This window comes from Dyella acidisoli, assembly GCF_030160295.1.
Lineage (GTDB): Bacteria > Pseudomonadota > Gammaproteobacteria > Xanthomonadales > Rhodanobacteraceae > Dyella_B > Dyella_B acidisoli.
In genome coordinates this window covers 44,551-70,376 of record NZ_BSOB01000020.1, presented here as the reverse complement: position 1 = coordinate 70,376, position 25,826 = coordinate 44,551, and the positions used below count along the sequence as shown (strand labels likewise).

The following is a 25,826-nucleotide window of genomic DNA, read 5'->3' as shown; positions in this document are numbered from 1 at the left end:
CCGAGCGGCCCGGGAGGTGAGAGCGTTGCTTCCCGGGCCGCCTGGCCACTGCAAGCCGCGGAGAGGCTTACAGTGCTCGCGCGAGACGTTCAATCGTTGCGGGATCTGCGCCGACGGCCTTGCTCAGGCGCGTGCCGTAATCGGTGTCGGCCTTGTAAAAATAGCTGAGCATGGTGTCGCGCACCTTGGTGCTTTTCACCTGGCCAAGATCGCCCGCGAGATTGCTGATCAGATGATCCTTGTCCATCGCCGACAGGCTGCGATATAGATCACCGGCCTGCTGGAAGTTCATCGTGCGGCGGATGCGCTCCTGCTGCGTAGTGCCGCTAAGCGGCAAGCGGCTGGCCTTGTAGCGAGCATCGTCCGCGTATGCGCCTTGCGTTTCGCTGGGCTGGTAATTCACATCTGAGTTGGTACTTCCGGCATTCATCATGCCGTCCTGGTTGTAATTCTTCGCGCTGGCCAATGGGCGGTTGATGGGCAACTGCTGGTTGTTGACGCCGAGGCGGTAGGTCTGCGTATCCACGTAAGAGAACAGACGCCCCTGCAACAGACGATCTTCCGAAGCTTCGATGCCCGGCACCATGCGCACCGGTGCGAACGCTGCTTCCTCGGTTTCCTGGAAGAAATTCTGCGGTGCTCGATCCAGCGTCATCGTGCCCAGCTTCACTTCCGGCACGTTCGGCCAAACCTTGGTGGCGTCCAGCGGATCGAACGGGAACTTGGCCAAATCTTCCGGCTTCAGCACCTGCACGTAGAGATCCCATTTCGGATAGTTTTTGTCGGCGATGGCGTCGTACAGATCGTGGGTGAGGTTGTTGAAGTCCTTTCCCTGCACCATTTCGGCTTGCTTGGCATCGAGGTTCTTGATGCCCTGCTCGCTCTTCCAGTGGAATTTCACGTAATGCACCTCGCCCTTCGCGTTGACGAACTTGAAGGCGTGCACGCCAAAGCCGTCCATGGTGCGATAAGAAGCGGGCGTACCGTTGTCGGTATAGACCCAGGTCAGCATGTGCGTGGCTTCGGGCACATGCGAGAAGAAATCGAAGTAGCGGTTCGGATCCTGTTGATTGGTGATCGGCGAGGGCTTCAGCGAATGCACCATGTCAGGGAACTTGATCGCATCGCGAATAAAGAACACCGGTAGATCGTTACCCACCAGATCCCAATTGCCATGCTCTGTATAGAACTTGGTGGCGAAACCGCGCGGATCGCGCAGCGTTTCCGGCGAACCCGAAGGATGGATCACCGTGGAGAAGCGCACGAACACCGGCGTTTTCTTACCCGGCGCCGAAAACAGCGCGGCGGAGGTCAGATCGCTGAAATTGCCAGCGGAAACGAACTCACCGTGCGCACCCGTGCCACGCGCATGCACCACGCGTTCGGGAATGCGTTCACGGCCGAAATGCTGCAACTTTTCGACCAGCTGCGCGTCCTGCAGCAAGGTAGGGCCTTCGGGGCCCGCAGTCTGAGAATTCTGGTTGTCGCCAACTGGCGCGCCATTGTCGCGGGTGAGCGTAGTCTGGGCCTGTATGCCGGCGGTGAGCGCCGTGAATCCGAGCAGGACAAAAGCACCCCAGAGGGGCAAACGGCGGTGGTTGTGCATGGTGGATCCCTGGTATGCATGGCAGCGCTCTCAGGACTGCCGGCTCTCGCGATGCACCGTATCGGACATGCTTGCGTTCGTGAAATTGATATTTCAAAAGGAATCGATAGGCGGGTTATATGACATGTCTTTTTAGGCCAAATCATAACGATACGTGACATACCAACTAAATCTTGAGGCCGTCATTCCCGCGAAAGCGGGAATCCAATTTGATTTTTGGGAAGAGCAACATGGATTCCCGCTTTCGCGGGAATGACGGCGAGGCGAGAATGATGTTCTTGTCGCTCATGGGGCCAATCAGTCGTTATGCGTTTCACTTCCTCGTTGTTATTCCTTGGTGCATTCCTCTGCATCCTCATTGGCTGCGCCGCTCCACCATCCAGCCATGCATCGCCCAGCGACTCGCAGGGATTCGTACATCCGGGTTTATTGCATACCAACAAAGACTTTGAGCGCATGAAGCAGGACGTGGCGAAAAAGCGCGAGCCATGGATGCAAGACTGGCAAATGCTTACCGCGAACCGCCATGCGTCGCTCGATTGGAAGCCGAACGCGCAGGTCATCGTTTATCGCGGCTCGGATCACGTTCATCACGAAAATTATGCAGCGCTGTTCAACGATGCTGCCGCAGCCTATGCGTTGGGCCTGCGCTGGAAAATCTCAGGCGATGACGCCTATGCAGACAAAGCGGTCGCCATACTCAATGCATGGGCAAACACCTTGACTTCGATTGGTGGAAGCTCCGACCGCTTTCTCGCTTCGGGTATCTACGGCTATGAACTCGCGAACGCCGCGGAAATCCTGCGCACTTATCGCAAGTGGCAACCGACCGACTTCCATCGCTTCCAGGCGATGATGCTCAACGTGTTCTATCCGATGAACCATGATTTCCTGACGCGGCACAACGGCGCCAAGATCGATCATTACTGGGCCAACTGGGATCTGGCCAACATGGCATCGATGCTGTCGATCGGTGTACTGGCCGATCGCCGTGACATCTACGACGAAGCCATCGCCTACTTCAAGCACGGCGAAGGCAATGGTTCCATCGAACACGTCGTGTGGAAGCTTTATCCAAATGGCCTGGGCCAGGTGCAGGAAAGCGGACGCGACCAGGGCCACACCATGCTCGATATCGCGCTGCTTGGAACGATCTGCCAGATGGCCTGGAACCAGGGCGACGATCTTTTCGGCTATGACGACAACCGTGTGTTGCGTGGCGCCGAATATGCCGCCCAGTACAACCTCGGTGAAGACGTGCCTTATACGCCGTACAAGAACAGCGACGTCACTCAGCAGGAGATTTCAGCCAACGGACGTGGCAATGCGCGGCCGATCTGGGATTTGCTTTACAGCCACTATGTTGTGCTGAAAGGGTTGAAAGCGCCGCATGTGCAGGCTTTTGCACTGAAGGTGCGGCCGGAAGGCGGTGGCGGGAACTATGGGCCGAATAGTGGTGGGTTTGATCAGTTGGGATATGGGACGTTGACGTTTACGTTGCGGTGAGAAGTTCTGCCCCCTCTCCCCTCCGGGGAGAGGGTTGGGGTGAGGGGCCACGACTTGCCTCAGACTCCGCAAGAGCAGCGCTCTGATTAACTCCTACCGCAAGATTGTCCCCTCACCCTAGCCCTCTCCCCAATGGGGAGAGGGAACTCCAGTCAAGGCGCAGCCGACAGCGCTTCTTTGATCGACTGCCTCGCCAGCTTGTCCATCACCGCATACCCCTCTGCATTGGGATGCACCCCATCAATCGCCAACTTCGCGATGAACCCTCGATGGCCATCATCCAGCGAACTGAAGTAATCGAGATAAACCAACCCATTTTCCTTCGCATACCCCTTCATCCAATCGTTGATGGTGCGAATGGTCTCGACAGGTTGAACCTCCCGCCGCCACGGGTATTTGGCAACCGGGGTGATTGACGCCAATATCACGCGGACATGGTGAGCACGCGCCAACTCCACCATCGTCTTGATGTTGTTCTCGATCGCCTCGATCGAAGTCGGACCCGTGTTGCCGGCAATGTCATTGGTGCCGGCAAGAATATGCACCACGGCCGGATGCAGATCGATCACATCCTGGCGAAAACGCACCACCATTTGCGTCGTGGTCTGCCCACTGATGCCACGATCGATCACGTCGTTGGTGAACAGGTCCGAATCCGCGTCGATCCACGATTCCGTGATGGAATCGCCGAAGAACACCACACGATGATCCGTGGCCGACGGCAACTTGGTGTTGGCTGCACGGAAACGGCATAAACCGCCGAAATCGTAGCGTCGATGTTGTTCGTCCCAGGCTTTGGATGCTGCAGCGAGGGCGTCTTGCGATGTGCGTCGCTTTAGCGCAGGGCCGGCCGGGACTTCAGGTTGCGGGAGAAGCGTGGCGCAGGGGTCGTCCATCACGCCTACGGCAGTGGGAGGGACTAGAGTGATGGATGAGTTTGCAGGCGGTGACGACTGGGCCGTGCTGATACTGCCTGTAAGTGCAATAGCGAGGACAAAAGAAAGCGACGCTGAAACCTTCACGTTTTTGATCTCCACGTTGTTTGCGGGCATATCCGTGTAGAGCCCAATTCCAACCGCCTCAGCCCCTCACGGTCGTCATTACCGCGAAAGCTCACCTACTCATAGCCGGGCACATCCATGTGCCCTCCCCGCGTGCGTCGCCCCGGCGAAGGCCGGGGCCCAGTGACTTTGACGATCTTCAAGTCGCTGGGTCCCGGCCTTCGCCGGGACGACGAGCTATCAAGCATTGCGATAATTAGGGGCCAATATTTCGCCGGGCAACAATGCGCGAAAGCGGAACTGACGTCCAAGCAAGATAGAGCATCCCTAGAAAGGTGCAATCGCACGCGTCTATCTACAACTTCCTGATCTTGATATCCCGAAACCACAACCGTATCGGCGTTACGCCCTTGTCCTCAGTGGCCTGCAAGGAAATATGCCCTTCGCGGAAAGTTGCGAAATCAGGCCACGCCTTAAACTTGGTGCGCGCAACGAGGCGCTTCCAATCCTCATTCCACAACTGCGTGTCGATCACCTTGTGCCCGTTCTGAAAAAACTGCACATGCCCATGATCGGCGATGATTTCAAAGTCGTTCCACTGCCCTGCCTCGTTCACCCATTCCACATCTGAGGAAATCAGATCGAACAGATCGCCGGACCGCTCGTACAACACGCGACTGTCCGGCTTGGTACAGGCCAGGTCTGCAATCTGCATTTCCGGGCCGGTTTCATAGGTATTCTGGTACTTGGGTGATTCGTGCACGTAGAACATCACGCCACTGTCCGCACAGGGGCTCATTTTCCACGACAGCTTCAGATCGAAATTGCCGAACTCGGCGTCGGTAACCAGATCCTGGAAATCCGCCTGCGGATCGCTTCGCTGCTTCTGTAGCAAAATCGCGCCATCACTCACCTTCCAATCCTTGCCCGGCGCCTTGGCCAGATAGGAATGCCAGCCGCTCAGGCTGCTGCCATCGAACAGCAACTGCCAGCCCTGCGCCTTTTCCTGCGCGGTGAGCGTGTTGTGTTGCTGCGCATGAACCATGCCGCACGCGATGAAACTCATAACAGCCACCGCGCTTGCCACCCGTCTTTTGCGAACCATGTGTCACCTCAACCCATAAATTAAAGTTTCACGTAAGCCTCTTCCTTGCCGGCTATATAAAGCCTCACGCCTTTCCTTGGATAGTCGCAGACGTCATGCTCCAAACGCTGCCCAACTACGAAGAACACCAGCGGCTCATTGCCCGTATTGGTAAGAACGTGCGCAGGCCCTCCTCGCGCAAAGCCAAGAAAATCACCCGCACCCACGCTGCATACCTGATCCCCGATGGTGGCTTCGCCATGACCGGAGAGGATGTATAGACACTCCTCTTCATACAGGTGCCGGTGATATTCCGATGATTCATGGCCCGGCATGATCGTAATGATGAGCGCGCCGATTTGGGTCAATCCGACTGCATCGCCAACGGATTTCTTGTGGCGAACGGCATTGGGGTTCAGATCGTGGACGGAAACCTTGGCGGTCATCGCCGCGATATCAGCAGCGGTCAATAGCTCTTTGGGTTGCTTCATAGTCGTATGACTCTCGTCTATCCAGCATTCGCATCGGAGTGTAGGTTGGAGGGGTAAATCCTGAAGTATCCCGTATTTTTGTCCGTCTTCCTGACAAAGGTTGGAGTTCGCCGCGATTCTGTTTCAGAGCGTTTCGTCATCCCGGCGAAGGCCGGGATCCAGTACAAACATGTTGTGCGTAGCACTCCATACAAATAAATGACGTGTGCTTCGCACGGCATATTTAGACTGGATCCCGGCCTTCGCCGGGATGACGACACGGTACTTTATTGTGATTCGCTTGTGCATGGCTCTTTTGTTTTGCAAAGAATAAAGAGCTAAAAACGTGTGGATATCTCAGTGTTCAAACCAAAGAATCGGGATATATATGTGCATGGCATAGTCGGGGTTTACACCCCAACCTACACGCCATGGTCGCCTAGCCTACTTCCGTGAAGAGCTTGGCATCACTTCGCACAGTTTCTCCCATAGAAAATCGGCGAAGACTGCTACCGGAGGTGGCACTGGCGGGCGGCTTGTGTATACAAGCTGCAGGCCGAGTTCGGTGCTTGCGCGCCGATAGCTTGGCAGCACGCGTACGAGTTGCTCCATCGCGATGAAGGGTTCAATCATCAACTGTGGCAGCAGCGCAATACCCAGCCCAGCCATACACGCGTGTGTCAGCACTCGCATGTCGTTGACAGCGAACCGACTGTTGATTGGCACCTCCTGACTACCGCGTGGACCCTGCAGACGCCACGTGTTGCGACCCTGGCGATTGGAAATCGTCAGACAGTCATGTTCGGCCAGTTCGCGCAACGTGCGCGGAGCGGGGCGCCGTTTCAGATAGGCCGGACTCGCCGCCAGGAACATTGCATTCGGCCCCAACCGACGCACTTTGAAGCCGCTACCGGTCTCGATACCTATGCGCACGGCCAGATCGATGCGCTCGGCGATCAAATCGGTGGGCGTATCGTCGAGCAGGAAATCGATGCGGATGTGCGGATAGCGCGTGTAGAACTCGGCCAGCCATTCCATGCGGAAAAATTCAAACAGACCGAGCATCGCGGCGACGCGAACCGAGCCCGACGGCGCCTGCACATCGGCATGGTGTCGCTCGATCTCGAAGATCTGATCTAGAGCCGACGCATAGCGCTCAAACAACGCCTGACCTTCTGCGCTCGGCGCGAGTTTGCGTGTCGAGCGATGCAGCAGACGCGTGCCGAGCTGCCCTTCGAATTGATCAATGCGCCGGCTCAGCGTATTTGCCGGCATGCCCAGACGTCGCGCCGCCTCAGAAAAACTACCCGCACGGACCACCTGGACGAACATCGCCAAGTCATTCAGGTCGAGCATTAGATTTCTCCAAAAATGGATTAATCAAATCCGATTTTACCGACTTGTAGGTAATGCGTTCAATCCGCACTTTTTGCGATGTCACGCAGCAGGCGCCCGTTTCTGGACTGCCCGATGGCAAGTCACCCTATTCCGTGCACAGGCGCGGCAACTCAATGTTTTAAGGAGATTGATGTGAAAAAGCATCTGATGATCGCAACGGGCGCGCTCACCGCCTTGCTGTCGTTTTCGGCATTCGCGAGCACGTCGACGTACCAGCTTGATCCGGATCACACATACCCGAGCTTTGAAGCCGACCACCTTGGCGGTGTTTCGGTATGGCGTGGCAAGTTCGACAAGTCACAAGGCACGGTGACGCTCGATCGCTCGGCACACACGGGCACGGTTGAAGTGACGACCGACATTGCATCAGTCCACACCGGCAACGCGAAGCTCGACCAGCTTGTGCAGTCGAATCAATTCTTCGACGCCTCGAAGTTCCCAGAAGCCACCTACAAAGGCACGATCCAGTTCGAGGGCGACAAGCCGGTCGCTGTCGTCGGCAATCTGACGATACACGGCGTGACCAAGCCGCTGACGCTGACGATCAACTCGTTCAAGTGCGTGCAGCACCCGATGCTCAAGCGTGAAGTATGTGGCGTCGACGCAGTCGGCGATTTCGATCGCGGTGATTTCGGCGTCGATTATGCCAAGGCGTACGGCTTCAGCATGAAGACCAAGCTGCTGATTTCGGCCGAAGCGCTCAAGCAGTAAGCCCATTCGGAGAGAAGTCTCATGAAACTACTACACGTAGATTCCAGCATCCTCGGGCAAGGCTCCGTGAGCCGTGATTTATCCGCGGATGTCGTGGCGACCTTTCGGGGTCGCCATCCCGGCCTTGCGGTCACGCGTCTCGACCTTGCCGCCACACCGATCGGCCATCTGACGGCAGCACACCTCGCGGCAGCTCAAGGCGCTCCGGTCGATGACGCATTGAAGTCTGATGTAGCCATCGGCCAGCGCGCGCTCGAGGAGTTCCTGGCAGCCGATATCGTGGTGATCGGTGCGCCGATGTACAACCTTGGCATTCCCTCTCAACTGAAGGCCTGGATCGACCGCATCTCCGTCGCCGGGAAAACGTTCCGCTACGGGGAACACGGCCCGGTCGGACTGTGTGGCGACAAGAAGCTGGTCATCGCCTCGTCGCGCGGCGGTGTTTACAGCGAAGGCTCCCCTGCCGCCATCTTCGATCATCAGGAAACTTATCTGAGAGCGGCATTCGGCTTTCTGGGCATCACGGATATCACCTTCATTCGCGCGGAAGGTGTCGCGATGAGTCCGGAGGCACGTAATGGGGCCATCGCCTCGGCGAAGAAAGAGAGCGCTGCGATCGCTGCGTGAAGCAGCGCCGCGCCAACACATACGCACTGGAGAACAACCATGTCGAACACGCAGAAGCTCATCGCCGTCGTCGGCGCAACCGGTCAGCAAGGCGGTGGCGTTGTGCGCGCACTGCAGGCGAGCGGTCAATTCAAAGTGCGCGCGTTGACGCGCGATCCGGCCAAGCATGCAGGGCTGGGTGACGAAGTCGTGCTAGCGGACTTCAATCGTCCGGAAACGCTTAAAACTGCATTTGCTGGAGCACACGGCGTTTTCCTGGTAACCAATGCCTGGGAAGCCGGTGCGGATGAAACCAAGCAGGCACTCGCCGCCGTCAATGCCGCGAAAGAAGCCGGCGTGCAGCACTTGATCTGGTCGACGCTCCCAAACGTGGAGACGATCAGCCACGGCAAGATCCATGTCCCGCATTTCACAGACAAGGCGAAGATCGAACGTGCCGTGAGCGCAGCCGGATTTGCTTACCACACGTTTGTGATCGCACCGTTCTATTTTCAAAACCTGACCGGCGCAATGGCTCCGCAGAAACAAGCCGATGGCACCAAGGGCTGGGTACTGCCACTTGATCCCGATCGGCGGGCCATCCACATGGGTGACATCACTGAACTCGGCCGCATCGTGGCAGGTGTGTTCGCGCAGCCGGACCTCGCTGGGCATGGCGAACATTTACCGCTTGTCGGCGATTTCTTGAGCTTCAACGAAATCATCGCCACGCTGAACCGCCAAGGCCACGCGTTCTCGTTCAAGCAAGTCCCACGCGAGGTTTTTGCTGGCTGGTTCCCGGGCGCCGAGGACGTCGCGGCGATGCTCGCCTACTTCGAAGCGCACACGTATCTCGGCTCCGATTCGCGTGATGCGATCGCGCTGGCTAACAAAGTTGCCGGCAAGCAGCCGACGAGTTTTGCCGCGTGGGCTAAATCGAACTTCGTGATTCCAGTAACCGCCTGAAAACACAGCCTTCCGAACGAGAAGGTTCCTTGAAGCGCACGAAGAACGAGCGAGTTAATGACTAGTGACTTCAACAGAATCTTGAAGCTATCCAAGCTCGCCGCATTCTTTCAATTCGCCCGATCGTCATCCCAGCGAAAGCTGGGATCCAGCGACTTTGACGCGATAAAGACGCTGCCCCAGTTTTCCTCGCCCAAAACCGGGCACTTCTATTTGCTCATACCTACATGCGCCGAATGACGATCGAAAAAAGTCGAGCTTCACAACAGCGAAGCTGGTCAAGCTGATATCCAGTGATCTTTGATGCCATAAAGACGCTGGGTCCCGGCTTTCCTCGCTACTCAAAACCGGGAGCGCCGGGTAGTCGCACGATATTCATCGCCAAATCTTCCAAAGCGGAACATTTACAGATGGCGCCTGAGCAAGGACCGATGCAAAGAAACCATTTCGCGCGGCAAAGAGAGTGTGTATCTGATTGAGCCTAATTTTACCATCAGAAGATTCTTGCTGTTGCATAGCACTCTCAAGATGAAAAAGGCGCTCAACTTCAGGCAACAATGCAGGAAAATAGATTGTAATTAATGCTTGAACCCGATCATGTGGAATCTCCTTCGCGCCATCTTTTTCTAAATAGGCGACGAATTCATCATTCGTAATTCGCCCTGCTACTAGCGCCTCTAGATAAGTCACCTGATTCTTGAGCATGATCATTTGGCGGCTTAGGATCGAAGTAAGTTCTTCGAGCTTTCCCCGCCTCATCGCGCGTTCCTGCTGTCTAGTGTTTAGAACAAAAGTTACGATGCCCGCAGTTAAGCCACTGGATACAACAGGAATTAGTACGTCAGTGATAGATGTCATGTGCGAATAATCCTTGGCTTTCCCCAGGGGGCGAGCATGCCTTCCGAGCTAATTCTTCGCAAGGTGCGGATTCCGGTGATCGCTGCCCAATCTTGCGGAAATACTTGAGCATTCCGCCAGACCTACCAATCCTTGGCTAATTCCTTCCTGAGAGATTCAAGTTCCGGCTGCAAGAGTCTGCAAATGCCATCAATCATGCAGACGACTAACTCGCACTCTTCTTTTTTAAGCATAAGAAATGGAGCGCCGACTATGTCAGAGAAAACGTCAGCACCCAACTTCATGGGACGAATTGAGTAGCGCTCGCTGTCAGAATGCGCGTAGACCTGATGTCGAAGGTCGAGGATACGCCTGTGCAGTCGAGCTTCATTGACGGTGTATCGGACGAATCTTTCAGGAAATTGTGGCCAGCCTTTGCCTCTTGTAAAAGGTCTACAGTAGCTAACAACGAGCGCTGTGGTGAAAGCGGACTGTTGCATATAGACGGTGCCACGACGCTCATATGGGGCGGAATGCCACCCCTTCTTTATTAGATGCTGGGCGTAGGATCTCGCACACGATAAATCCTGCGTTGAAACGTACAAGCGTGCATAGAGCGCATTCACGTTATCACCCATTTGCGAGAAAAGGGGGCAGAACACTTTTCCGGTAACCAGCAGTAGGAAAAGTGTTCTGACCCTATATTTAGACCCTATATTTAGTACTAACCCAACCTACAGCCACCTCATCCGTTATTGCCCTCTGGCAATCGAGACAGCCTGATTGATGGCATCGATAACGACTTGCGGATGATCGTACTGAATGTAGTGGTTAGAGTTCGGCACGATGATATTGATGCCACGCGTGGACATGCTCGCCACTTGCGTGTGAAACCCTTCCCAAAGCAGCGTTCTTTGATTGCGCAGGTCTTGGGTTTCCTTTTCCGACTTGGGATAAGGCGAATGCGTCAGAGCGATAATGGGTATATCGCCAAAATCCTTCCTTGTCGCACGTGTCTCATCGGCGCTTGCGTAAAAGACGTTTTCCCATTCGGAGAGTTCGGCAGCCTGCCATCTGACGGTGACCTCATACTTTTCTAGCGCTGCATCGATCGCTGGGCTGAAGTGCGGGTTGTTGTCGTCGTCCACGCATTTTTTATATATGGGGGTTCCTTTCACCAAGCCTTTTGCGGCCTGGATGGGGCACTCTTGCCTCTCGCGGACCATCGCATCAAAACGATCCTTCCCTCCCGGCTCGCCGATGGCCCAACTTTTTACCGACTGGTCTTCATGCGACCCTTCCACCACCACCAACCCTGCCACTTCATTGGGGTACTTGTCGGCAAAGACACGTACATTCATGCCAGCCATGGAATGCCCCACAAGCACGTACGGCGGCTTGAGATGCGCGGCGTGCAACAAGGCATGCAAATCCTCGGACTGGTTTAATGCCGTACTGGGACGGCGAATGGCATCGCTGTATCCCAATCCAGCACGATCAAACGAACAGGCCGTAGTCTTCTTTGCGATAGTGGGCTGCACCAGCGCCCAGGCGATCATGGAATCGCCCAACCCCGAGTCAAATACCACGACCGGCGAACCGGAACCCCGACAATACAAGTTCAGGTGTTGTCCGTTGCCGATGTCCACCAGCTTCACGGGAGCCGTATAGACGGGATCATCAATGACCTTGGTGATCTTCTGGTCCGCAAGACACGTGCAAGAAACGGTAGCCGCAAGCGCGGCAGTGATCAGTCTTCGCATATTTCCCCTGTGCGTTGATCGGCAGCCGTGCCGCTTCCGGATCATTGCCCATTCCTTACCCGGGCAGCAAGACTCACATGGCGATCAATCGCAGGCTGTCCGTAACAAAGGTGTCAGAACACTTTTTTTTCAAAAGGCGGATGGGATTGCCATCCCAGGCTACGCACTTCAGGTGACGGCATTACCACGCCACGCCTTGAAGCTCATCCCGATGATCTTGCTTGCCGCAATACGTTCTGGACCGACTGCGGCCAAGTCGTTCATCCACTTGTTCGTGATCTCCCCGCTGTCATGTCACGTGCTCCAGGAGATAAGGGCGGACTCCGTTAAGAATTCTTATCTTAGCTGGCAGTAGAACTACTCGCTTTGGGTTCCCGTGGATAAACGAGTACGCGGACTGCACTCGCCCTCTCTTCTCTCTCCATATCTCCCTCCTTAAAGACTCCCATACTCGTCTTGTGCCCTTTTACTCCGTCATACTTTGAAGAAAGCGCGCCTCTATATCCGTAGATACGACAACGGGTGTAACCGGCCGCTTCGAATTCATCTGCGAGCGCCTCGGCGAAACACGGATACCCTTCAGCGCTATGGCAGTTATAGCACTTTATTTTTCCTTCAAAACTTTCCTTCAGGCCGCTCTGCTTTAAGCGATTGAAGACTTCCTTTGCAGTCAGAACAAAAGCAAAGCTTCGGCCGCACCCACGTCTGTCCGGCGGATTCAGCTGCTCCACTAATTCAGTTGTGCAATGAATAGAAGAAAGCGGGCCACCGTCCTCTGCCTTTAAAGTATCCAAGTCGTATATGTAATCGAAGCCTATTTGACTATGCCCGCGTATGTAGATTTGCCCGTTTCTGCCGAGACCGGCGATCAATGGAATAGGATTTCCCGAGTACACAGTTTGATACATGTCATAGGCGATGCCGCTCTCCAGCACAGCTTTCTTATTATTTATTCCTATCTTTTCTTTATGATGTTTTATCCAATCATCGTTCTTCTCAAGGTATGCCATCCCTGGCCCTCCTCCCCCCGCCTTCGCAAATGAGAAAGGGATGAACAATACGCGAGCATTTTCCATGGCGGTCCCCTCATTAAGTAAAGGCCAATAAACCTCGTACTGCACTCCCGTCCCCTCGACCCTTCTAAGACTCCCTCGGAAGGGGCTAAAGCTCAAACGAGCTGTCTTGCGCCGACTCGACGGCGAACCATCCTCCATAACTGACGTCGGCGGTGAAGTGAGGGGGCAGCGAGCTTGAACACGCATCGCAATCCAGCCTTTCCTGGACTAGCTGGTTCGACCAACAGCAAATACAACAGAACGACCCAGCATTGTTATGTGGATGGCAGCTGTGTGTTCATGCTCGGACGCGACACGCTGGCATCAGCCAGCGTCACGCTAATTCGATAGTGAAGGCGCGGGTATCCCCGAAATCAGGGGTTGTCGCTATTTGCGATTGGAAATAAATCTCAGCGTGGCAGGTGTCTGCCTGCGCTGCATTGCTCAGCAAAACATATGGGATCAGAGTCTGTTCCCAAATAAGGGATTCCCCCTTATCTGACCAGCCGGAGCGCGAAGTATCAGCTGGCCTTGTAATAAAAGTCGTTCTTCAACACCGTCTTGAACAGCACAAAACCCGCACCCGGTGACGAATGGTTATGCGTGCGCCAAGCTACCAGCTTGCCAGGCGAAGGGTCGGTATTGCTGCTGGCATTGGCCACAGTCAGCACTTTGCTGACGAAGTCCTTGTAATTGGCCGAGCGCTGGTCACGCTCGTTGTTGGCGATATTGAGAATGTCCTGGACATGCGTGACCAGGCTCGGGCTGATGTTGGGGTAACCGCCAAAACCGGCAAACTGCCCGCGTGCCTGCACCACCGCCAGCACGGAAGGGCCGGTAGCCATGAACGGGCGCGGATTCAACACGCGGTTGCGAATCACCACATCCATCAGGTTGATCGCCTCGGCTGCGCTGTCGGGAGTGTAGCTGTGGTCGCTGGGCGCCGGGCATTCGCATAGAAACAGGCGTGCCTTAATGCCCGCGACGCTCATCGGGTCGGGTAACGTAATCACGATTCAATTCCTTTGAAGAAGGTTCCTGGTTTATTGCTTGAGATCTGCCGCGCTGATCTGCACTGTCTCGCCGTTCTGTTTGCAGATGGCTTGCTGGTCCTTCACCCACTTGCGGGTAACCAGATAGGTGCTGCCGTGCAGATCGCTCTCAGTTGGCACCACGTCGGTCTTCAGATGCACGATAGACGTGGAGTCGGCCAGCGCCGAATCATTGCCGCCCCAATCGATGATCTGCTGTCCATCCAGCCAGATCACCGTGGCGGTGACCCCGCTATCGTCTTTGGTGCCGAACAGGCAGAAACGGCTGGCCTTGCGGTAATGCTGGCTGTGCAGATAATCCACCAGCGCGGGCCGGTATTTAGCGAAATCCGGTTTGCTCGACAATTTGAAATACGACGGCGCCGATTGCGCTGAAGCACCCAGCGGTACCAACAGGGCGGCCATTGCGGCCACGCCAAACCACTTGAACATGCTGCTCCTCCTGAACATGGATATCCCTTGCTTGACGCTGCGCCGCGAAGGCGGCTCCGGTGACCGGACGGGCCGGCATGCGCTATTAAAAATTATCCGGTGTTTAGGGGCAAGCCCACTCACGAACCGATTCTCGCTTTTTGGAAACTCGCAGCGTCGTAACAGACTACATCTGGCCGTCTATTTCGCTATGCTCGCATACCGTTCCAGGTCGATAGGGATAGATACCTTATGAAAAAAGGGTTCTTTTCATATGCCCTCTTTGGGCTCTTTGCAGCGTTTGGCATGAGTGCTTCAGATAACGCTCTGGCTGGCGATGCAGCCAACGTGATTTCCCCGGACAAATTGCCCTTCGTGCAGGTTTCAGAGGGTGTACGACTGAAAGAGCTTACGGGGCGCTCGGCGCCTGCAGGTGCGAAATCTACGCTCGGCAGCGTTGCACTATTCGAACTCGACCCTGGTCATGCCAGCGCATGGAGCCATAACAAGGTCGGCGAGGAATCCTTCTTTATCTTGGAGGGGCATGGCGAGGTTTGGACAGGCAACACTGCGCACCCCGTAGGTCCCGGGGATTACATTCTTATTCCGCCCGCAGTGGTCCGCTCGATCAGGGCCAGCAAGGGAGAGACGCTGAAGTTCTACGCCATCACTACGCCGGCTTGGAGCAAGGATGACGATGTTCTAGTGCCAGCTCCGGAAGGAACCCCGAAGTAATAATCGGCGCGAGGTAGTTACCGCGCATCGGACCGACAAAGGGGAGCACATCATGGACTCGTATACGGGCAGTTCGGTACTTCATTTCGATGGAAGCAAAGTCAAGCTCAACGTCAAGAGTGTGGCAGAGGCCAAGCAAGCCATCAAAGAATTGAAGGTCATGAAGAAAGCGTTGGCATTACGCAAGAAGGAGTTAATGATTCAACAGAAGGGACGCCGCTCGACATACACGAGGATCGTGCGCACCCAAGGAATGATGGTCAGGGGGCGTAGCGGTTTTGCTTCCTTTCTGCGCTCTATCCAACGGTTCTCAAGATCATTCAATCGCGCAAACCTAGCGCATGAACTAGCTCCGATGGAAGATGAGATACAGCATCTCGATCAGCACACATTGGACTTCGATACCCTGATCACACAGCTTGAGTCCTTCATCCTCCAAAACAGCAAATAGTGCTGACGTAACAAAGGGATCAGAACACGTTTTCCGAAGAGCTGCTGGGATTAATATCCCAGCCTACGCGCCCCTCGTGAACTATCGACCATGCGCAGCAACAGCAACGCGAACAGCAGCACGATGAAGCCAGCGTAGGCGTATTGCGTGCGCGATACGCCGGTTCCGTAGGGAAACCAGATACCTGGCACACCGACACGCGTGAGTTCTGCTGCGAACAGGCCGATCCCGATCAAGCATGCAGCAGCCAGCGCCAACCACGCAGGCCATCTCGGCTTTCGCATGACGCCATAACCAATGATCCATAGATAAAGCGCCGCGAAGATCAGGCGTAAGCCGGATACTAGGAAATGGCTGATCGCCTTGAATGCGAGACTGGCGTCTGGAGCGAACCATGGTCGATCGATCAAGGCGGCCAGCATGTAGATCAATGTCACTATCAGCAGGACGCGCGGCAACCACGAAGGCTTCCATCCAAACCAGTCTCGCCAGGCCATCACCCAGGCAGCTAGCGCCAGAGGTACCAGAAGCACAGCGGTGACGATGTCGTAGGCTCGCAAGCTTTCGGCATGCGTCCAGAAGAAAATCACCTGATTGGCACGCAGCCATGCCGTAAGCAGAAGGGCCGTAATGAGCCAACGATAAGCATCGCGCGTGCGACAGGCGGCCAATCCGCATGCCAAGATGGCCAGCAACACGAAAGCCGCGGGTTCAATGGCATCGACCACATAGCCTTTGAAGGTCTGCAGCCATTGCGCCTGATGTAGCAGATCGATGCCATCCTTCGTGCCCAGCGTCGGCGCGATATGGATGCCGCCACTATCGTCACCGGCATCAAGCGGATCCATCCATACGCGCAGGGCGATCAGATAAGAGCGAGTCGTTGCCGACGATCCCGGCAATGCAAAAACAGTTGGCTGCACGCTGTATACGGTGGGCGTCTTACCGGCAAAAACGCCTGATGCGCCCAACAGCTTGCCATCGACATAGAGCTGATAGGTCGAATCGACATCCGTAGGTCCGGCCAGCACAAGCGGTGCGTCGCCGTCGCTTTCGACGGTGACGCGCAACCGATACCAGGCATAGCCGATGTAGCCAGGATGACCACGCAGGCTCCATCCTGAAACGTAACCCGGCAATCCGACGTCGCTATCGTGCGCGCCCGGCGCGGGTGTCAGGTCGACGGTTTCCCAATGACTATCGTCGAAGTCCGGAGCGGCCCAGCGAAGGTCGTCTCCCGTGGAAAATCGCCAGGGGCCGTTCAAGGCAACGGCAGCATGGCCGAGGCGGACGGTGGCAGTGGTAGGAGTGTCGGCCAATGCAACGCTATTCAAGCCGACAAGTGCGGCAAGCGTGACAAGACAAGTCAGCCATCCTGCGTGTCGCATCGGGGTACTCCGGAAAAGCCATGGGACTGGGGATATCTTTCGGCTTAAGAGCTGCTAGCTAGGATCGCTTGTTCTAATGGGCTTGGCTACCCAGTGCAACTCAATCAACAGAAATGTTCGAACTTTGCCGCCTAGTCCATATCGTCTAAAACGCGTAGAACGTTCCTTCCCTCTCTCGTGCGGAAAATGAAAATAATAGCCAGCTAATTTTGCTCACTCCTTAATAAGCTCCGCAAAGGGCGGAAGATTAGTGGAGTGTTTTTGCTCCTCCTCATAACCAACCTTGAGCTTCCCCAAAGCTTTTTCGTATTTGACCAAACGAAGCTCAAGCTCCCCGGCTTCCGGGCTGTTATCCGCTTCCAACTGCTTGGCGAGATCATTGATCACCGCGTGCACTGCACGGATAGCCATTCGGAGCGTTACACCATCAATCTCAGCCATATCGATGCCCTTTACGCCTTAATGCCACGACGAGATAACTCCACCGATCGCGCCACGACGCTTCGAGCAAAATTCCCCAAAGCACCCTTCATGGCATCCTTCCTCATACGTGTATTTGATACCGTCATTCAACGTACAAAGCAGCGTCGGCAACCAGGAGTTGTCGATTTCCATATGAATATCCTTTTCCAAGAGCTTTGCTAGCGTAGCGAGAAGCAGCGAATTGGCCAGAGTCACCCGTGGGTTTTCGAGCCCACTCTCAGACATAAAAAAACCCGCCAGCTGGCGGGTTCTTTCTTTTCGCTACCGAATCCTGGATCAGGATTTCCGTAGCCTTCGATTGGTGCCCAAGGGGGGACTCGAACCCCCACGACTTGCGTCGCTACCACCTCAAGGTAGTGCGTCTACCAATTCCGCCACCTGGGCTAATTTTCGATTTTTACTTCTTGCTCGTTGCTGCTGCCGGGGCCGTGGGTGCGGGGACTTCGCCCTGCTGTGCCTTGACCGGGGCCGGCTGGGCCGCGGGTACTTCACCGTTGCCGGCCGGGGCCGGCACCGCTGCCTGCGGCTTGGCCGGGGCGACGGGCTGCGCATTTTGCGGGTTAGCGGGCTTGTTGCCAAGACCTGCCATCACGCCGAGATCGTTATTTTGCTGCTGCTGGCGAATCGTGCTGCCGTTTGCCTTCAGGTAGATGCCCATGCCGAGGCTGAGCGCGAAGAACAGCGCGGCGAGTACGGCAGTGGAACGCGACAGGAAGTTGGCCGAGCCACGGGCACCGAACACGGTGGCCGATGCGCCGGCACCAAAGCCGGAACCGGCATCGGCACCTGCGCCGCGCTGCATGAGGATCAGCACGATCATCGCTGCAGCGATCAGGATGTAGAACACGCTGAAGATGACGAACATGGGATCTCGCGTAGGGTTCGGTGTCGCTTAACGGGCTGCGTTGCAGATGGTGAGGAATTCGGGTGCCAAGAGCGAGGCGCCTCCGATCAACCCCCCATCCACGTCCGGCTGCGCAAAAAGCTCTGCTGCATTCGCCGCCTTGACGCTGCCGCCGTAAAGCAGTCGGGTTAGACGGGCGATCATAGCATCCTCCCGCGCCAATTGGCTACGGATGAACGCGTGCACTTCCTGGGCCTGCTCGGGGGTGGCGGTTTTGCCAGTGCCGATGGCCCAGACCGGTTCGTAGGAGATCACGGCCGTGTCGAAACAGCCGATGCCGTTGAGCGACAAGACGGCGTGCAACTGCTGCTGGATCACCTCGATGGTCTCCCCGGCTTCGCGCTGATGCAGGGTCTCGCCCACGCACAGAACAGGGGTGAGCCCAGCGGCGAGTGCCGCAGCAAATTTGCGCGCGACCTTCTCGTTGCTTTCGGTATGGTGATGGCGCCGCTCGGAATGACCGACCAGCGCCCAACGGCAACCCAGGTCTGCGACCATCGTGGCTGACACTTCGCCGGTGAAGGCGCCCTGCCCTTGATGCTCGCTCACATCCTGCGCGCCGAAGCCAACACCGGACGTGCCGTATTTGTCGGTGAGCGGCGCAAGGTAGGGATACGGCGGAAGCACCAGCACGTCGATATCGTTGAGCGGTGCGGCCTTGATGATGTCTTCCACTAAGCCTTCCGCCATCGAACGGCTGCCGTGCATTTTCCAGTTACCGGCGACAAGTTTTTTACGCATGTCCGCATCCGTTACAAATGAAAGCTGGCAAGCTTAACCATCGCTCACAGGCACGGCAACGCGCGTGCTGAAGGGTTTTTCATTTATATCGATCTAGGGACATTTGTATGACGAAAGCTCGCCCGCTCAGCCTGATCACCGGTGCTTCTGCAGGTATTGGCGCCGCCTTTGCTCGTGCACTTGCAGCACGCGGACATGATGTCGTGCTGACGGCGCGGCGCACTGATCGCCTGGATGCGTTAGCGACCGAGTTGCGTAGTCAACATGGCATCAACACAACCGTGCTGACGAACGACCTGGCTGATCCGCATGCGGTGGAGCAGCTTTGTGCCACGTTGGATGAGCGTGGATTGCAGGTGGATTGGCTGATCAACAATGCCGGTTACGGCGTGCCTGGCCGATTCGATCAGAGCGATTGGCCGGTGCATGCGGATTTTCTACGTGTGTTGGTAACGGCGCCAACGGAGCTGGCATGGCGATTGGTTGGCGGCATGCGCAAGCGCGGTTATGGGCGCATCGTGAATGTGGCGTCGTTGGCAGGCCATGTGCCGGGCTCGGCTGGGCATACGCTGTATGCGGCGAGCAAGGCGTACATGATCAAGTTTTCGCAGTCGCTGGCGCTGGAGAATTTGGACACGGGGGTGAATGTTTGTGCGCTCTGCCCTGGGTTCACGTTCTCCGAGTTTCACGATGTGACGGGCACGCGCTCGTTAGTTAGCAAGATGCCGGGCTTTATGTGGCAGCGTGCGGACGTGGTGGTGCAGGAAGGTATTGAAGCGGTGGAACGTGGTGAAGCCGTGCATGTGACTGGTCGGTTCAATCGCACGGTCAAGAGTTTGTTCAAGCTGATGCCGGATCGGATGGCGTTGAGGATGTCGGCGAAGCAGTCGAAGCGGTATCGGGCGCAGGATTCGGCGGAGTGATCTTTCGCTTGCCTTGTCGTCATTGACCAGCTTCGCTGTTGTAAAGCGCCGCGGCGGAGGCCGGAATGACGGTGAGGTGATGGCAGGCGTTGTCGCGAGGGTACTTCACCCCACCCCGACCCTCCCCTACTACACGTAGGAGATGGAGTGGATTGCGCAAGCGTTATGGAGAACCGCCACCAATCCAGTGTGCGAGCAGAAATGCTGTTGCAGAGGCGAGACCGCCGATCAACACCGTTTGCAGCGCGCTTCGCCACACGCTTACGCCCGTAAAATGGCTCTTCGCCGCACCAAACAACGCCAACGCGATGCCTGTGCAGATAATAGATATCAGCAGCGCGGGCTTCATCTGTGCAATCAGCATATACGGGGCCAATGGCACGAGACCGCCAACGATGTAAGCGCCGCCAATGGTGACGGCACTGCGCAACGCCCGGCGTGGGTCTGGCGTTTCCAGACCTAGCTCGAAGCGCATCATGAAATCGACCCAGGCTTCGTGGTCTTTGCGGAAGTGCGTGAGAATCGGTTCGCAGGCGGCGCGGTCCAGGCCGTAGGTCTTGAAGATATCTACGATCTCTCGCTCTTCCTCGCGCTGCAGTTCGCGGATTTCGCGAAATTCTCTACTGCGTTCGGAATGGTAGTGATCGATATCGCCGCGTGCGGCGAGATAGCCGCCGAGGCCCATGGCGATCGCGCCCGCGGCGATTTCCGCGACACCTGCTACGACGACGACGCGGCTGGCGACGTTGGCAGCTGAAAGGCCAGCGGCGAGTGCGAACGGCACGGTGAGGCCATCGGCCATGCCGAGCACGACATCGCGGACGGTGTCGGACGCGGCGAAGTGGCGCTCTTTATGCGGGTGGCGGTGTGAAGCGGACATGCGAAGGGCTCCGGAATGGCTTGGAAACTTTAGCCGGTTGTTTGCTGGAGCAGCGCAATGAGAAGTACACGTATTGGCCTTTGCAACGCGTGACGTACCGAATGGGCGTTCTAGCTTCTGTTTGATGCGGCAACTCGAAAAACTCACTAAGTGAATCCCTCTCCCTCCGGGAGAGGAGCCTGCCCCCGACTCGATCGGGGGTGCCGAGAGGCGGGTGAGGGTTCGGGCGAAGCGCGATGCCCATTTCTCCCGCAAGTTTTGCCATTGCGCGCTGATCGTACCCTCACCCCAACCCCTCTCCCGAAGGGAGAGGGGCACGCACTGCAAGCGTTCCCGGAGCAGAGCACGAAAGCGGGAATGACGACCCTGAGGTGGCTATCCAACCTTCTCGCGAGGTTAGCCCCTCACCCCGACCCTCTCCCCGGAGGGGAGAGGGAGCAGCTCATCGCGTGGGTGTAGAACCCGCGTTACTTAGATCAACTTGATCTCACGCAAGCGCTGCATGAGGTACTCATGCGAAGAGATCGATGTGTCGTAACGCCGCGGATTGTCCGGCGTAATGCACTGCGGCAGTGGATCGAGCACCACGTCCGGATTCGGATGCAGGAAGTACGGCACGGAATAACGCGGCTTGCGTGCATTCGCGTTCGGCGGATTCACCACGCGATGCGTGGTGGAGGGATACACATGGTTGGTCAGGCGCTGCAGCATGTCGCCGATGTTCACCACGATGGCATCGCCTTCGGTGGTAATGGGCAGCCACTCGCCTTCGCGCGTGAGCACTTCCAGGCCTTCGGCGCTTGCGCCCACCAGCAAGGTGATGAAGTTGATGTCTTCATGCGCGCCCGCACGCACGTTCGGCACATTTTCTTCAGTGATCGGCGGGTAATGAATCGGGCGCAGGATGGAGTTGCCCTGGTCGATCTTGTCTTCGAAATAGTCTTCCGGCAGATCGATATGCAGCGCCAGCGCGCGCAACACGCGACTGCCCAGCAAATCAAGCGCTTGATAGAGCTCGTAAGCGTACTCGCGGAAGCCAGGCACTTCGGCCGGCCACAAGTTCGGCGGCATGAGATCGGCGAAGCGCGAATTGCGGTCGATTTCGCGGCCGATGTGCCAGAACTCCTTCAGATCTGGATAGCGGCTGTCCTTGGCCGTTTCGATCTTGAATGGCGTATAGCCACGCGCGCCGCCGGTGCCGGGCACGTGGTATTTCATCTTGGTTTCGGGAGGTAGCGCGAAGAACCGCTGAAACGCGTCGTAGGCACCGTCGATCAATGGCGGCGCAATACCGTGACCACTGATGCAACAGAAGCCGAATTCGCGATAGGCCGCGCCGAGTTCGGCAACGAACGCCGCGCGATCGGTGTCGTAGCGGCGGATGTCGAGGGTGGGAACCTTCTTGGTTAGCGTGCTGGCAGATGTATCCATGATGTGTCCTTGAATAGGCGTGCGGTCTATGTGTTCCGCCACCGCAGGGGCGGTGCACGTCGGGCCTTAGGAGTCTGTCTAGGCAACACAAGACAGGCTCCACTCCATGGCGACCTGGACATCTGTTTGTAACGCCGGGCCGAATGCCGGCGCTACTGGTTCACGAGCGTTCGGTGGCAGATTTTACGACGTCTGCGAGGTGTTCGGCCATCTGCCGCACCTCCGCTTCATCCGCGGCCTCCACCGTGACGCGTACCAGCGGCTCGGTACCGGAAGCGCGCAACACGACGCGGCCTCGCCCCAGCAGCGCTTGCTCGGTATCGGCCAGGGCTTTGCGTACTGCGTCGGTATTCAGCGCTTCGCGTGCGCCGACAGCGCGCACATTGATCATGATCTGCGGCATCTTGGTCAGACCCTTACGCGCGTCGGCCATGTCCTCGCCGAGGAATTTCAGCGCTTCGAGCAAGGCCAGCGCAGCGACGATGCCATCGCCGGTGGTAGCGCGATCGAGGCACAGCAAGTGACCGGAGGTTTCGCCGCCCAGCACGCCGCCGTGCTCCTTCAGTTTCTGCAACACGAAGCGATCGCCCACGTTGGCGCGGATCAGTTCCACGCCCAAGCCTGCAAGCGCTTTCTGCAAGCCGTAATTGCTCATCAGCGTGCCGACCACCGGGCCTTTCAGCAGGCCGCGTGCATGCCAGCAGCGCGCGAGCACATACAGCATGTCGTCGCCGTCGCCGATTACACCGTTGCGATCTACCACCTGCACGCGGTCACCGTCGCCGTCGAAGGCGAAACCGATGTCGGCATGTTGTTCCAGCACCGCCTTCTGCAGCATCTGCGGGTGAGTGGAACCGACGTCACGGTTGATGTTGAAGCCATCGGGCTTGTCGCCGATCACTTGCACATCCGCCCCAAGCTCCGCGAACACTTTCGGCGCAACTTGATAGGTGGCGCCGTGCGCGCAATCGAGCACGATCTTCACGCCGGCCAGACTGAAATCCTCCGGCACGGTGGATTTGCAGAATTCGGCGTAGCGTGTCACTGCATCGGTAACGCGCACCACTTTGCCAAGGTGGTGCGAATCCACTGTGGTGAACGGCGCTTCCACTTCCTGCTCGATCTCTGCTTCGATTTCGTCGGAAAGTTTTTCGCCATCGGTAGAGAAGAACTTGATGCCGTTGTCGTAATGCGGATTGTGCGAGGCGCTGATCACGATGCCCGCTTCTGCACGCAGGCTGCGGGTGAGATAGGCCACTGCCGGCGTGGGCATGGGGCCGAACAGGCGAACGTCCGCACCCGCCGCGGTCAGGCCGGCTTCCAGTGCGGATTCGAACATGTAGCCCGAGGCACGGGTGTCCTTGCCGATCAGTACCAGCGGGCGGCCCGACGATTTTTTCCGATGCCGGCCAAGCACGACGCCAAGTGCGCGCCCCAGGCGCAGCACAAAATCCGCGCTGATGGGCCATTCGCCCACCCGGCCGCGGATACCGTCGGTGCCAAAATATCTACGTTGATTCATGGATTCAGTCTTTGGAGAACAGGGATTACGAAATAGGGACAAGGGCGTCGGTTGGGCGTGAATGCTACACCGCTTGGGGCCTGTGCCTTTAGCTGCAATTTAGGGGGTATGCGCCACGCCTTTATCCCCTCTCCCCTTCGGGGAGAGGGCTAGGGTGAGGGGCCGGGCTTGCGGGAAACCCAAACGTACGCGTGAATTGCTGGCTTTGCCTTTTGTGTCTTGATGAAAGACTTGGCGAGGTTGCTCCCTCACTCCACCCCTTTCCCCTTGGGGAAAGGGAAAAGAAAAAATGCTCTCCCCTAAGGGGAGAGGGAGCTGATCGCGCGATTACTCATCATCCGGCCAGCTCGGCACTTTCGGTTTGTCACGCCGCTCCGGCGTATCGCCGGCTTGCACCGCATGCCAAACCTTCAGTGCATCCACCGTAGATGCCACATCATGTACACGTACCATACGTGCACCGCGCTGCACGGCGATCAGTGCAGCAGCCACCGAACCTGCAGCACGATCGGCCGGTTCCTTGCGGTCGGTGAGCGTACCGATCATGGATTTGCGCGAGAGCCCAACGTAAACACCGCTGCCCAGGTCCGCAAAACGCTCAAGTTTGCGTAGCAAAGCCAGGTTGTGCTCCAAGGTTTTGCCGAAGCCGAAGCCGGGATCGACCATGACCTTGCGCCGATCGATGCCGGCCATTTCGCAGGAGAACAATCGGTCCATAAGAAAGCGATGCACTTCGCCCACGACGTCGTCGTAATGCGGCTCGTCCTGCATGCTGCGTGGCTCGCCCTGCATGTGCATCAGGCAGATCGGCACGCGCAGTTCGGCTGCAGCGTCCATCGCGCCTTCGCGGCGCAGGGCGTATACATCGTTGATCATGCCGGCGCCGGCAGCCACCGCCGCGCGCATCACTTCCGGCTTGGAGGTGTCCACGGCAATCGGCAGCGACGTGCGTGCCACGAGTTGCTCGATAACAGGAATGACGCGCTGCAGTTCTTCTTCTACCGAAACATCCGCGGCGCCAGGGCGGGTGGATTCGCCGCCGACGTCAAGCATGTCCGCACCCTCTTCCGCCAGGCGCTGACCATGCGCCACGGCATCATGCAGGTTGGCGAACTGGCCGCCGTCGGAGAAGGAATCGGGCGTGACGTTGATGATGCCCACCACGCGCGGACGATCGAGTGTCAACGGACGGCCGTTGCAATCGAGCACGGTGGCGAACATCTCGTTGATCATGCGCTTTGCTCCACGCCACCCAGCGCGCCCATGAACTGGCGGTAATAGCGCAACTCGTCGATGGAATCACGGATATCCGACAGCGCGGTATGTGCGGATTCCTTGGAGAAACCGCGGCCGATGGTCGGCGCCCAACGGCGTGCGAGTTCCTTCAAGGTGGAAACGTCGAGATTGCGGTAATGGAAAAAGCGCTCCAACTGCGGCATCTGTCTATGCATGAAGCGACGATCCTGGCAGATGGAATTGCCGCACATGGGCGACTTGCCCGGCAGCGCCCACTGCTTGAGGAACTCCAGCGTGGCCTGCTCCGCCGCTGCATGCGTGGTGCCGGAAGCCACAACCTGATCCCACAGACCGGAACGGCGGTGCTGGTTGCGATTCCAGGTGTCCATCGTTTCCAGCCGATCCAAGCTGTGGCGGATCGCGAAAACGGGGCCTTCGGCCAGAATGGTCAGGTCTTTATTGGTGACGATGGTGGCGATTTCGAGAATCGAATCGTTATCGGTATCCAGACCGGTCATTTCCAGGTCGATCCAGATGAGGTTGTCTTCGTTCGCTTGGCTCATGCGCCCTCCTGAATGGGGAGTTTAGCTGGGGGCGCAAGAGCGGTCACCCACAAGTATGCAGGGCCCTGCTTTGACGATTGATGATGGACGGTTCCCGTAGAAT

At 57.1% G+C, this 25,826-nt stretch carries 26 protein-coding genes and 1 tRNA gene; 7 read left to right on the top strand and 20 right to left on the bottom strand.

Annotation, left to right across the window (positions count from 1 at the left end):
* Positions 1-67: 67 nt before the first annotated feature.
* Entirely contained in the window at positions 68-1,606 is a 1,539-nt protein-coding gene (locus QQJ86_RS12635) for a catalase (RefSeq protein ID WP_284321309.1), read from the bottom strand.
* Positions 1,607-1,912: 306 nt separating this feature from the next.
* On the opposite strand from QQJ86_RS12635, the gene QQJ86_RS12630 reads away from it, so the two are divergent.
* Complete coding sequence (locus QQJ86_RS12630) at positions 1,913-3,112, top strand: alginate lyase family protein (protein ID WP_284321308.1); 1,200 nt, start codon at positions 1,913-1,915, stop codon at positions 3,110-3,112.
* Positions 3,113-3,264: 152 nt separating this feature from the next.
* Here the strand turns inward: QQJ86_RS12630 and QQJ86_RS12625 are convergent, their stop codons facing one another.
* The 4 genes from QQJ86_RS12625 to QQJ86_RS12610 all read right to left on the bottom strand — a co-directional run bounded on the left by QQJ86_RS12625 (position 3,265) and on the right by QQJ86_RS12610 (position 7,023).
* Positions 3,265-4,008, bottom strand: coding sequence for an SGNH/GDSL hydrolase family protein (locus QQJ86_RS12625; RefSeq protein ID WP_284321307.1), 744 nt, complete (start codon positions 4,006-4,008; stop codon positions 3,265-3,267).
* A 460-nt stretch (positions 4,009-4,468) separates the two neighbouring features.
* The gene (locus QQJ86_RS12620; protein ID WP_284321306.1) at positions 4,469-5,179 is read right to left on the bottom strand and encodes a 3-keto-disaccharide hydrolase; all 711 of its coding nucleotides are present in this window, start codon (positions 5,177-5,179) and stop codon (positions 4,469-4,471) included.
* Positions 5,180-5,238: 59 nt separating this feature from the next.
* Complete coding sequence (locus QQJ86_RS12615; protein ID WP_284321305.1) at positions 5,239-5,688, bottom strand: cupin domain-containing protein; 450 nt, start codon at positions 5,686-5,688, stop codon at positions 5,239-5,241.
* 423 nt (positions 5,689-6,111) lie between these two features.
* Positions 6,112-7,023, bottom strand: coding sequence for a LysR family transcriptional regulator (locus QQJ86_RS12610; protein WP_284321304.1), 912 nt, complete (start codon positions 7,021-7,023; stop codon positions 6,112-6,114).
* A 174-nt stretch (positions 7,024-7,197) separates the two neighbouring features.
* Here QQJ86_RS12610 and QQJ86_RS12605 point away from each other — a divergent pair, with 174 nt between their 5' ends.
* From QQJ86_RS12605 to QQJ86_RS12595, 3 genes are read left to right on the top strand one after another with little or no spacing between them, the layout of a single operon-like run.
* Positions 7,198-7,776 (top strand): YceI family protein, encoded by a 579-nt coding sequence (locus QQJ86_RS12605; protein ID WP_284321303.1) that lies wholly within the window; start codon positions 7,198-7,200, stop codon positions 7,774-7,776.
* Positions 7,777-7,797: 21 nt separating this feature from the next.
* Complete coding sequence (locus QQJ86_RS12600; RefSeq protein ID WP_284321302.1) at positions 7,798-8,403, top strand: FMN-dependent NADH-azoreductase; 606 nt, start codon at positions 7,798-7,800, stop codon at positions 8,401-8,403.
* Positions 8,404-8,442: 39 nt separating this feature from the next.
* A complete protein-coding gene (locus tag QQJ86_RS12595) occupies positions 8,443-9,348 on the top strand; it encodes an NmrA/HSCARG family protein (RefSeq protein WP_284321301.1) in 906 nt (301 codons plus the stop codon).
* A gap of 375 nt (positions 9,349-9,723) precedes the next feature.
* Here QQJ86_RS12595 and QQJ86_RS12590 read toward each other — a convergent pair whose 3' ends face one another.
* From QQJ86_RS12590 to QQJ86_RS12570, 5 genes are all read right to left on the bottom strand, one after another.
* Positions 9,724-10,206, bottom strand: coding sequence for a hypothetical protein (locus tag QQJ86_RS12590; protein ID WP_284321300.1), 483 nt, complete (start codon positions 10,204-10,206; stop codon positions 9,724-9,726).
* A gap of 731 nt (positions 10,207-10,937) precedes the next feature.
* Positions 10,938-11,948 carry an alpha/beta fold hydrolase gene (locus QQJ86_RS12585; protein WP_284321299.1) on the bottom strand — a complete coding sequence of 337 codons (1,011 nt, stop codon included), beginning with the start codon at positions 11,946-11,948 and terminating at the stop codon, positions 10,938-10,940.
* A 341-nt stretch (positions 11,949-12,289) separates the two neighbouring features.
* Positions 12,290-13,024, bottom strand: a complete 735-nt coding sequence (locus QQJ86_RS12580) for a hypothetical protein (RefSeq protein WP_284321298.1) — start codon at positions 13,022-13,024, stop codon at positions 12,290-12,292.
* Positions 13,025-13,524: 500 nt separating this feature from the next.
* A complete protein-coding gene (locus tag QQJ86_RS12575; protein ID WP_284321297.1) occupies positions 13,525-14,016 on the bottom strand; it encodes a hypothetical protein in 492 nt (163 codons plus the stop codon).
* A gap of 30 nt (positions 14,017-14,046) precedes the next feature.
* Positions 14,047-14,487, bottom strand: a complete 441-nt coding sequence (locus QQJ86_RS12570; protein WP_284321296.1) for a hypothetical protein — start codon at positions 14,485-14,487, stop codon at positions 14,047-14,049.
* Between the two features lie 231 nt (positions 14,488-14,718).
* Here QQJ86_RS12570 and QQJ86_RS12565 point away from each other — a divergent pair, with 231 nt between their 5' ends.
* A complete protein-coding gene (locus QQJ86_RS12565) occupies positions 14,719-15,201 on the top strand; it encodes a cupin domain-containing protein (protein WP_284321295.1) in 483 nt (160 codons plus the stop codon).
* A 52-nt stretch (positions 15,202-15,253) separates the two neighbouring features.
* A complete protein-coding gene (locus QQJ86_RS12560; RefSeq protein ID WP_284321294.1) occupies positions 15,254-15,652 on the top strand; it encodes a hypothetical protein in 399 nt (132 codons plus the stop codon).
* Positions 15,653-15,702: 50 nt separating this feature from the next.
* Here QQJ86_RS12560 and QQJ86_RS12555 read toward each other — a convergent pair whose 3' ends face one another.
* From QQJ86_RS12555 to tpiA, 5 genes are all read right to left on the bottom strand, one after another.
* Complete coding sequence (locus tag QQJ86_RS12555; RefSeq protein WP_284321293.1) at positions 15,703-17,040, bottom strand: G protein-coupled receptor family protein; 1,338 nt, start codon at positions 17,038-17,040, stop codon at positions 15,703-15,705.
* A gap of 213 nt (positions 17,041-17,253) precedes the next feature.
* A complete protein-coding gene (locus QQJ86_RS12550) occupies positions 17,254-17,481 on the bottom strand; it encodes a Tsi2 family anti-toxin (protein ID WP_284321292.1) in 228 nt (75 codons plus the stop codon).
* Between the two features lie 341 nt (positions 17,482-17,822).
* Positions 17,823-17,907, bottom strand: a tRNA-Leu gene (locus tag QQJ86_RS12545).
* 13 nt (positions 17,908-17,920) lie between these two features.
* Complete coding sequence (gene secG / locus QQJ86_RS12540; RefSeq protein ID WP_284321291.1) at positions 17,921-18,388, bottom strand: preprotein translocase subunit SecG; 468 nt, start codon at positions 18,386-18,388, stop codon at positions 17,921-17,923.
* 27 nt (positions 18,389-18,415) lie between these two features.
* A complete protein-coding gene (gene tpiA / locus QQJ86_RS12535) occupies positions 18,416-19,168 on the bottom strand; it encodes a triose-phosphate isomerase (RefSeq protein WP_284321290.1) in 753 nt (250 codons plus the stop codon).
* Between the two features lie 107 nt (positions 19,169-19,275).
* Here tpiA and QQJ86_RS12530 point away from each other — a divergent pair, with 107 nt between their 5' ends.
* Positions 19,276-20,091, top strand: coding sequence for an SDR family NAD(P)-dependent oxidoreductase (locus QQJ86_RS12530; protein WP_284321289.1), 816 nt, complete (start codon positions 19,276-19,278; stop codon positions 20,089-20,091).
* Positions 20,092-20,254: 163 nt separating this feature from the next.
* Here the strand turns inward: QQJ86_RS12530 and QQJ86_RS12525 are convergent, their stop codons facing one another.
* From QQJ86_RS12525 to orn, 5 genes are all read right to left on the bottom strand, one after another.
* Complete coding sequence (locus QQJ86_RS12525) at positions 20,255-20,971, bottom strand: VIT1/CCC1 transporter family protein (RefSeq protein WP_284321288.1); 717 nt, start codon at positions 20,969-20,971, stop codon at positions 20,255-20,257.
* A 471-nt stretch (positions 20,972-21,442) separates the two neighbouring features.
* Positions 21,443-22,402: an isopenicillin N synthase family dioxygenase gene (locus tag QQJ86_RS12520; protein ID WP_284321287.1), complete on the bottom strand. Its 960-nt coding sequence runs from the start codon at positions 22,400-22,402 to the stop codon at positions 21,443-21,445.
* Positions 22,403-22,562: 160 nt separating this feature from the next.
* Positions 22,563-23,924 (bottom strand): phosphoglucosamine mutase, encoded by a 1,362-nt coding sequence (gene glmM, locus QQJ86_RS12515; RefSeq protein ID WP_284321286.1) that lies wholly within the window; start codon positions 23,922-23,924, stop codon positions 22,563-22,565.
* Positions 23,925-24,251: 327 nt separating this feature from the next.
* On the bottom strand, positions 24,252-25,157 hold the full coding sequence (folP, locus tag QQJ86_RS12510) for a dihydropteroate synthase (RefSeq protein WP_284321285.1): 906 nt from the start codon (positions 25,155-25,157) through the stop codon (positions 24,252-24,254).
* The gene (orn, locus tag QQJ86_RS12505) at positions 25,154-25,723 is read right to left on the bottom strand and encodes an oligoribonuclease (protein ID WP_284321284.1); all 570 of its coding nucleotides are present in this window, start codon (positions 25,721-25,723) and stop codon (positions 25,154-25,156) included. The genes folP and orn overlap by 4 nt, the downstream gene beginning before the upstream one ends.
* Positions 25,724-25,826 lie beyond the last annotated feature (103 nt).

Excerpts from the sequence above, each read along its gene's own strand:
- QQJ86_RS12635 (WP_284321309.1), bottom strand. The coding sequence starts at position 1,606 with ATGCACAACCACCGCCGTTTGCCCCTCTGGGGTGCTTTTGTCCTGCTC.
- QQJ86_RS12630 (WP_284321308.1), top strand. The coding sequence starts at position 1,913 with ATGCGTTTCACTTCCTCGTTGTTATTCCTTGGTGCATTCCTCTGCATC.
- QQJ86_RS12625 (WP_284321307.1), bottom strand. The coding sequence starts at position 4,008 with ATGGACGACCCCTGCGCCACGCTTCTCCCGCAACCTGAAGTCCCGGCC.
- QQJ86_RS12620 (WP_284321306.1), bottom strand. The coding sequence starts at position 5,179 with ATGAGTTTCATCGCGTGCGGCATGGTTCATGCGCAGCAACACAACACG.
- QQJ86_RS12615 (WP_284321305.1), bottom strand. The coding sequence starts at position 5,688 with ATGAAGCAACCCAAAGAGCTATTGACCGCTGCTGATATCGCGGCGATG.
- QQJ86_RS12610 (WP_284321304.1), bottom strand. The coding sequence starts at position 7,023 with ATGCTCGACCTGAATGACTTGGCGATGTTCGTCCAGGTGGTCCGTGCG.
- QQJ86_RS12600 (WP_284321302.1), top strand. The coding sequence starts at position 7,798 with ATGAAACTACTACACGTAGATTCCAGCATCCTCGGGCAAGGCTCCGTG.
- QQJ86_RS12595 (WP_284321301.1), top strand. The coding sequence starts at position 8,443 with ATGTCGAACACGCAGAAGCTCATCGCCGTCGTCGGCGCAACCGGTCAG.
- QQJ86_RS12590 (WP_284321300.1), bottom strand. The coding sequence starts at position 10,206 with ATGACATCTATCACTGACGTACTAATTCCTGTTGTATCCAGTGGCTTA.
- QQJ86_RS12585 (WP_284321299.1), bottom strand. The coding sequence starts at position 11,948 with ATGCGAAGACTGATCACTGCCGCGCTTGCGGCTACCGTTTCTTGCACG.
- QQJ86_RS12580 (WP_284321298.1), bottom strand. The coding sequence starts at position 13,024 with ATGGAAAATGCTCGCGTATTGTTCATCCCTTTCTCATTTGCGAAGGCG.
- QQJ86_RS12570 (WP_284321296.1), bottom strand. The coding sequence starts at position 14,487 with ATGTTCAAGTGGTTTGGCGTGGCCGCAATGGCCGCCCTGTTGGTACCG.
- QQJ86_RS12565 (WP_284321295.1), top strand. The coding sequence starts at position 14,719 with ATGAAAAAAGGGTTCTTTTCATATGCCCTCTTTGGGCTCTTTGCAGCG.
- QQJ86_RS12560 (WP_284321294.1), top strand. The coding sequence starts at position 15,254 with ATGGACTCGTATACGGGCAGTTCGGTACTTCATTTCGATGGAAGCAAA.
- QQJ86_RS12555 (WP_284321293.1), bottom strand. The coding sequence starts at position 17,040 with ATGCGACACGCAGGATGGCTGACTTGTCTTGTCACGCTTGCCGCACTT.
- QQJ86_RS12550 (WP_284321292.1), bottom strand. The coding sequence starts at position 17,481 with ATGGCTGAGATTGATGGTGTAACGCTCCGAATGGCTATCCGTGCAGTG.
- secG (WP_284321291.1), bottom strand. The coding sequence starts at position 18,388 with ATGTTCGTCATCTTCAGCGTGTTCTACATCCTGATCGCTGCAGCGATG.
- tpiA (WP_284321290.1), bottom strand. The coding sequence starts at position 19,168 with ATGCGTAAAAAACTTGTCGCCGGTAACTGGAAAATGCACGGCAGCCGT.
- QQJ86_RS12530 (WP_284321289.1), top strand. The coding sequence starts at position 19,276 with ATGACGAAAGCTCGCCCGCTCAGCCTGATCACCGGTGCTTCTGCAGGT.
- QQJ86_RS12525 (WP_284321288.1), bottom strand. The coding sequence starts at position 20,971 with ATGTCCGCTTCACACCGCCACCCGCATAAAGAGCGCCACTTCGCCGCG.
- QQJ86_RS12520 (WP_284321287.1), bottom strand. The coding sequence starts at position 22,402 with ATGGATACATCTGCCAGCACGCTAACCAAGAAGGTTCCCACCCTCGAC.
- glmM (WP_284321286.1), bottom strand. The coding sequence starts at position 23,924 with ATGAATCAACGTAGATATTTTGGCACCGACGGTATCCGCGGCCGGGTG.
- folP (WP_284321285.1), bottom strand. The coding sequence starts at position 25,157 with ATGATCAACGAGATGTTCGCCACCGTGCTCGATTGCAACGGCCGTCCG.
- orn (WP_284321284.1), bottom strand. The coding sequence starts at position 25,723 with ATGAGCCAAGCGAACGAAGACAACCTCATCTGGATCGACCTGGAAATG.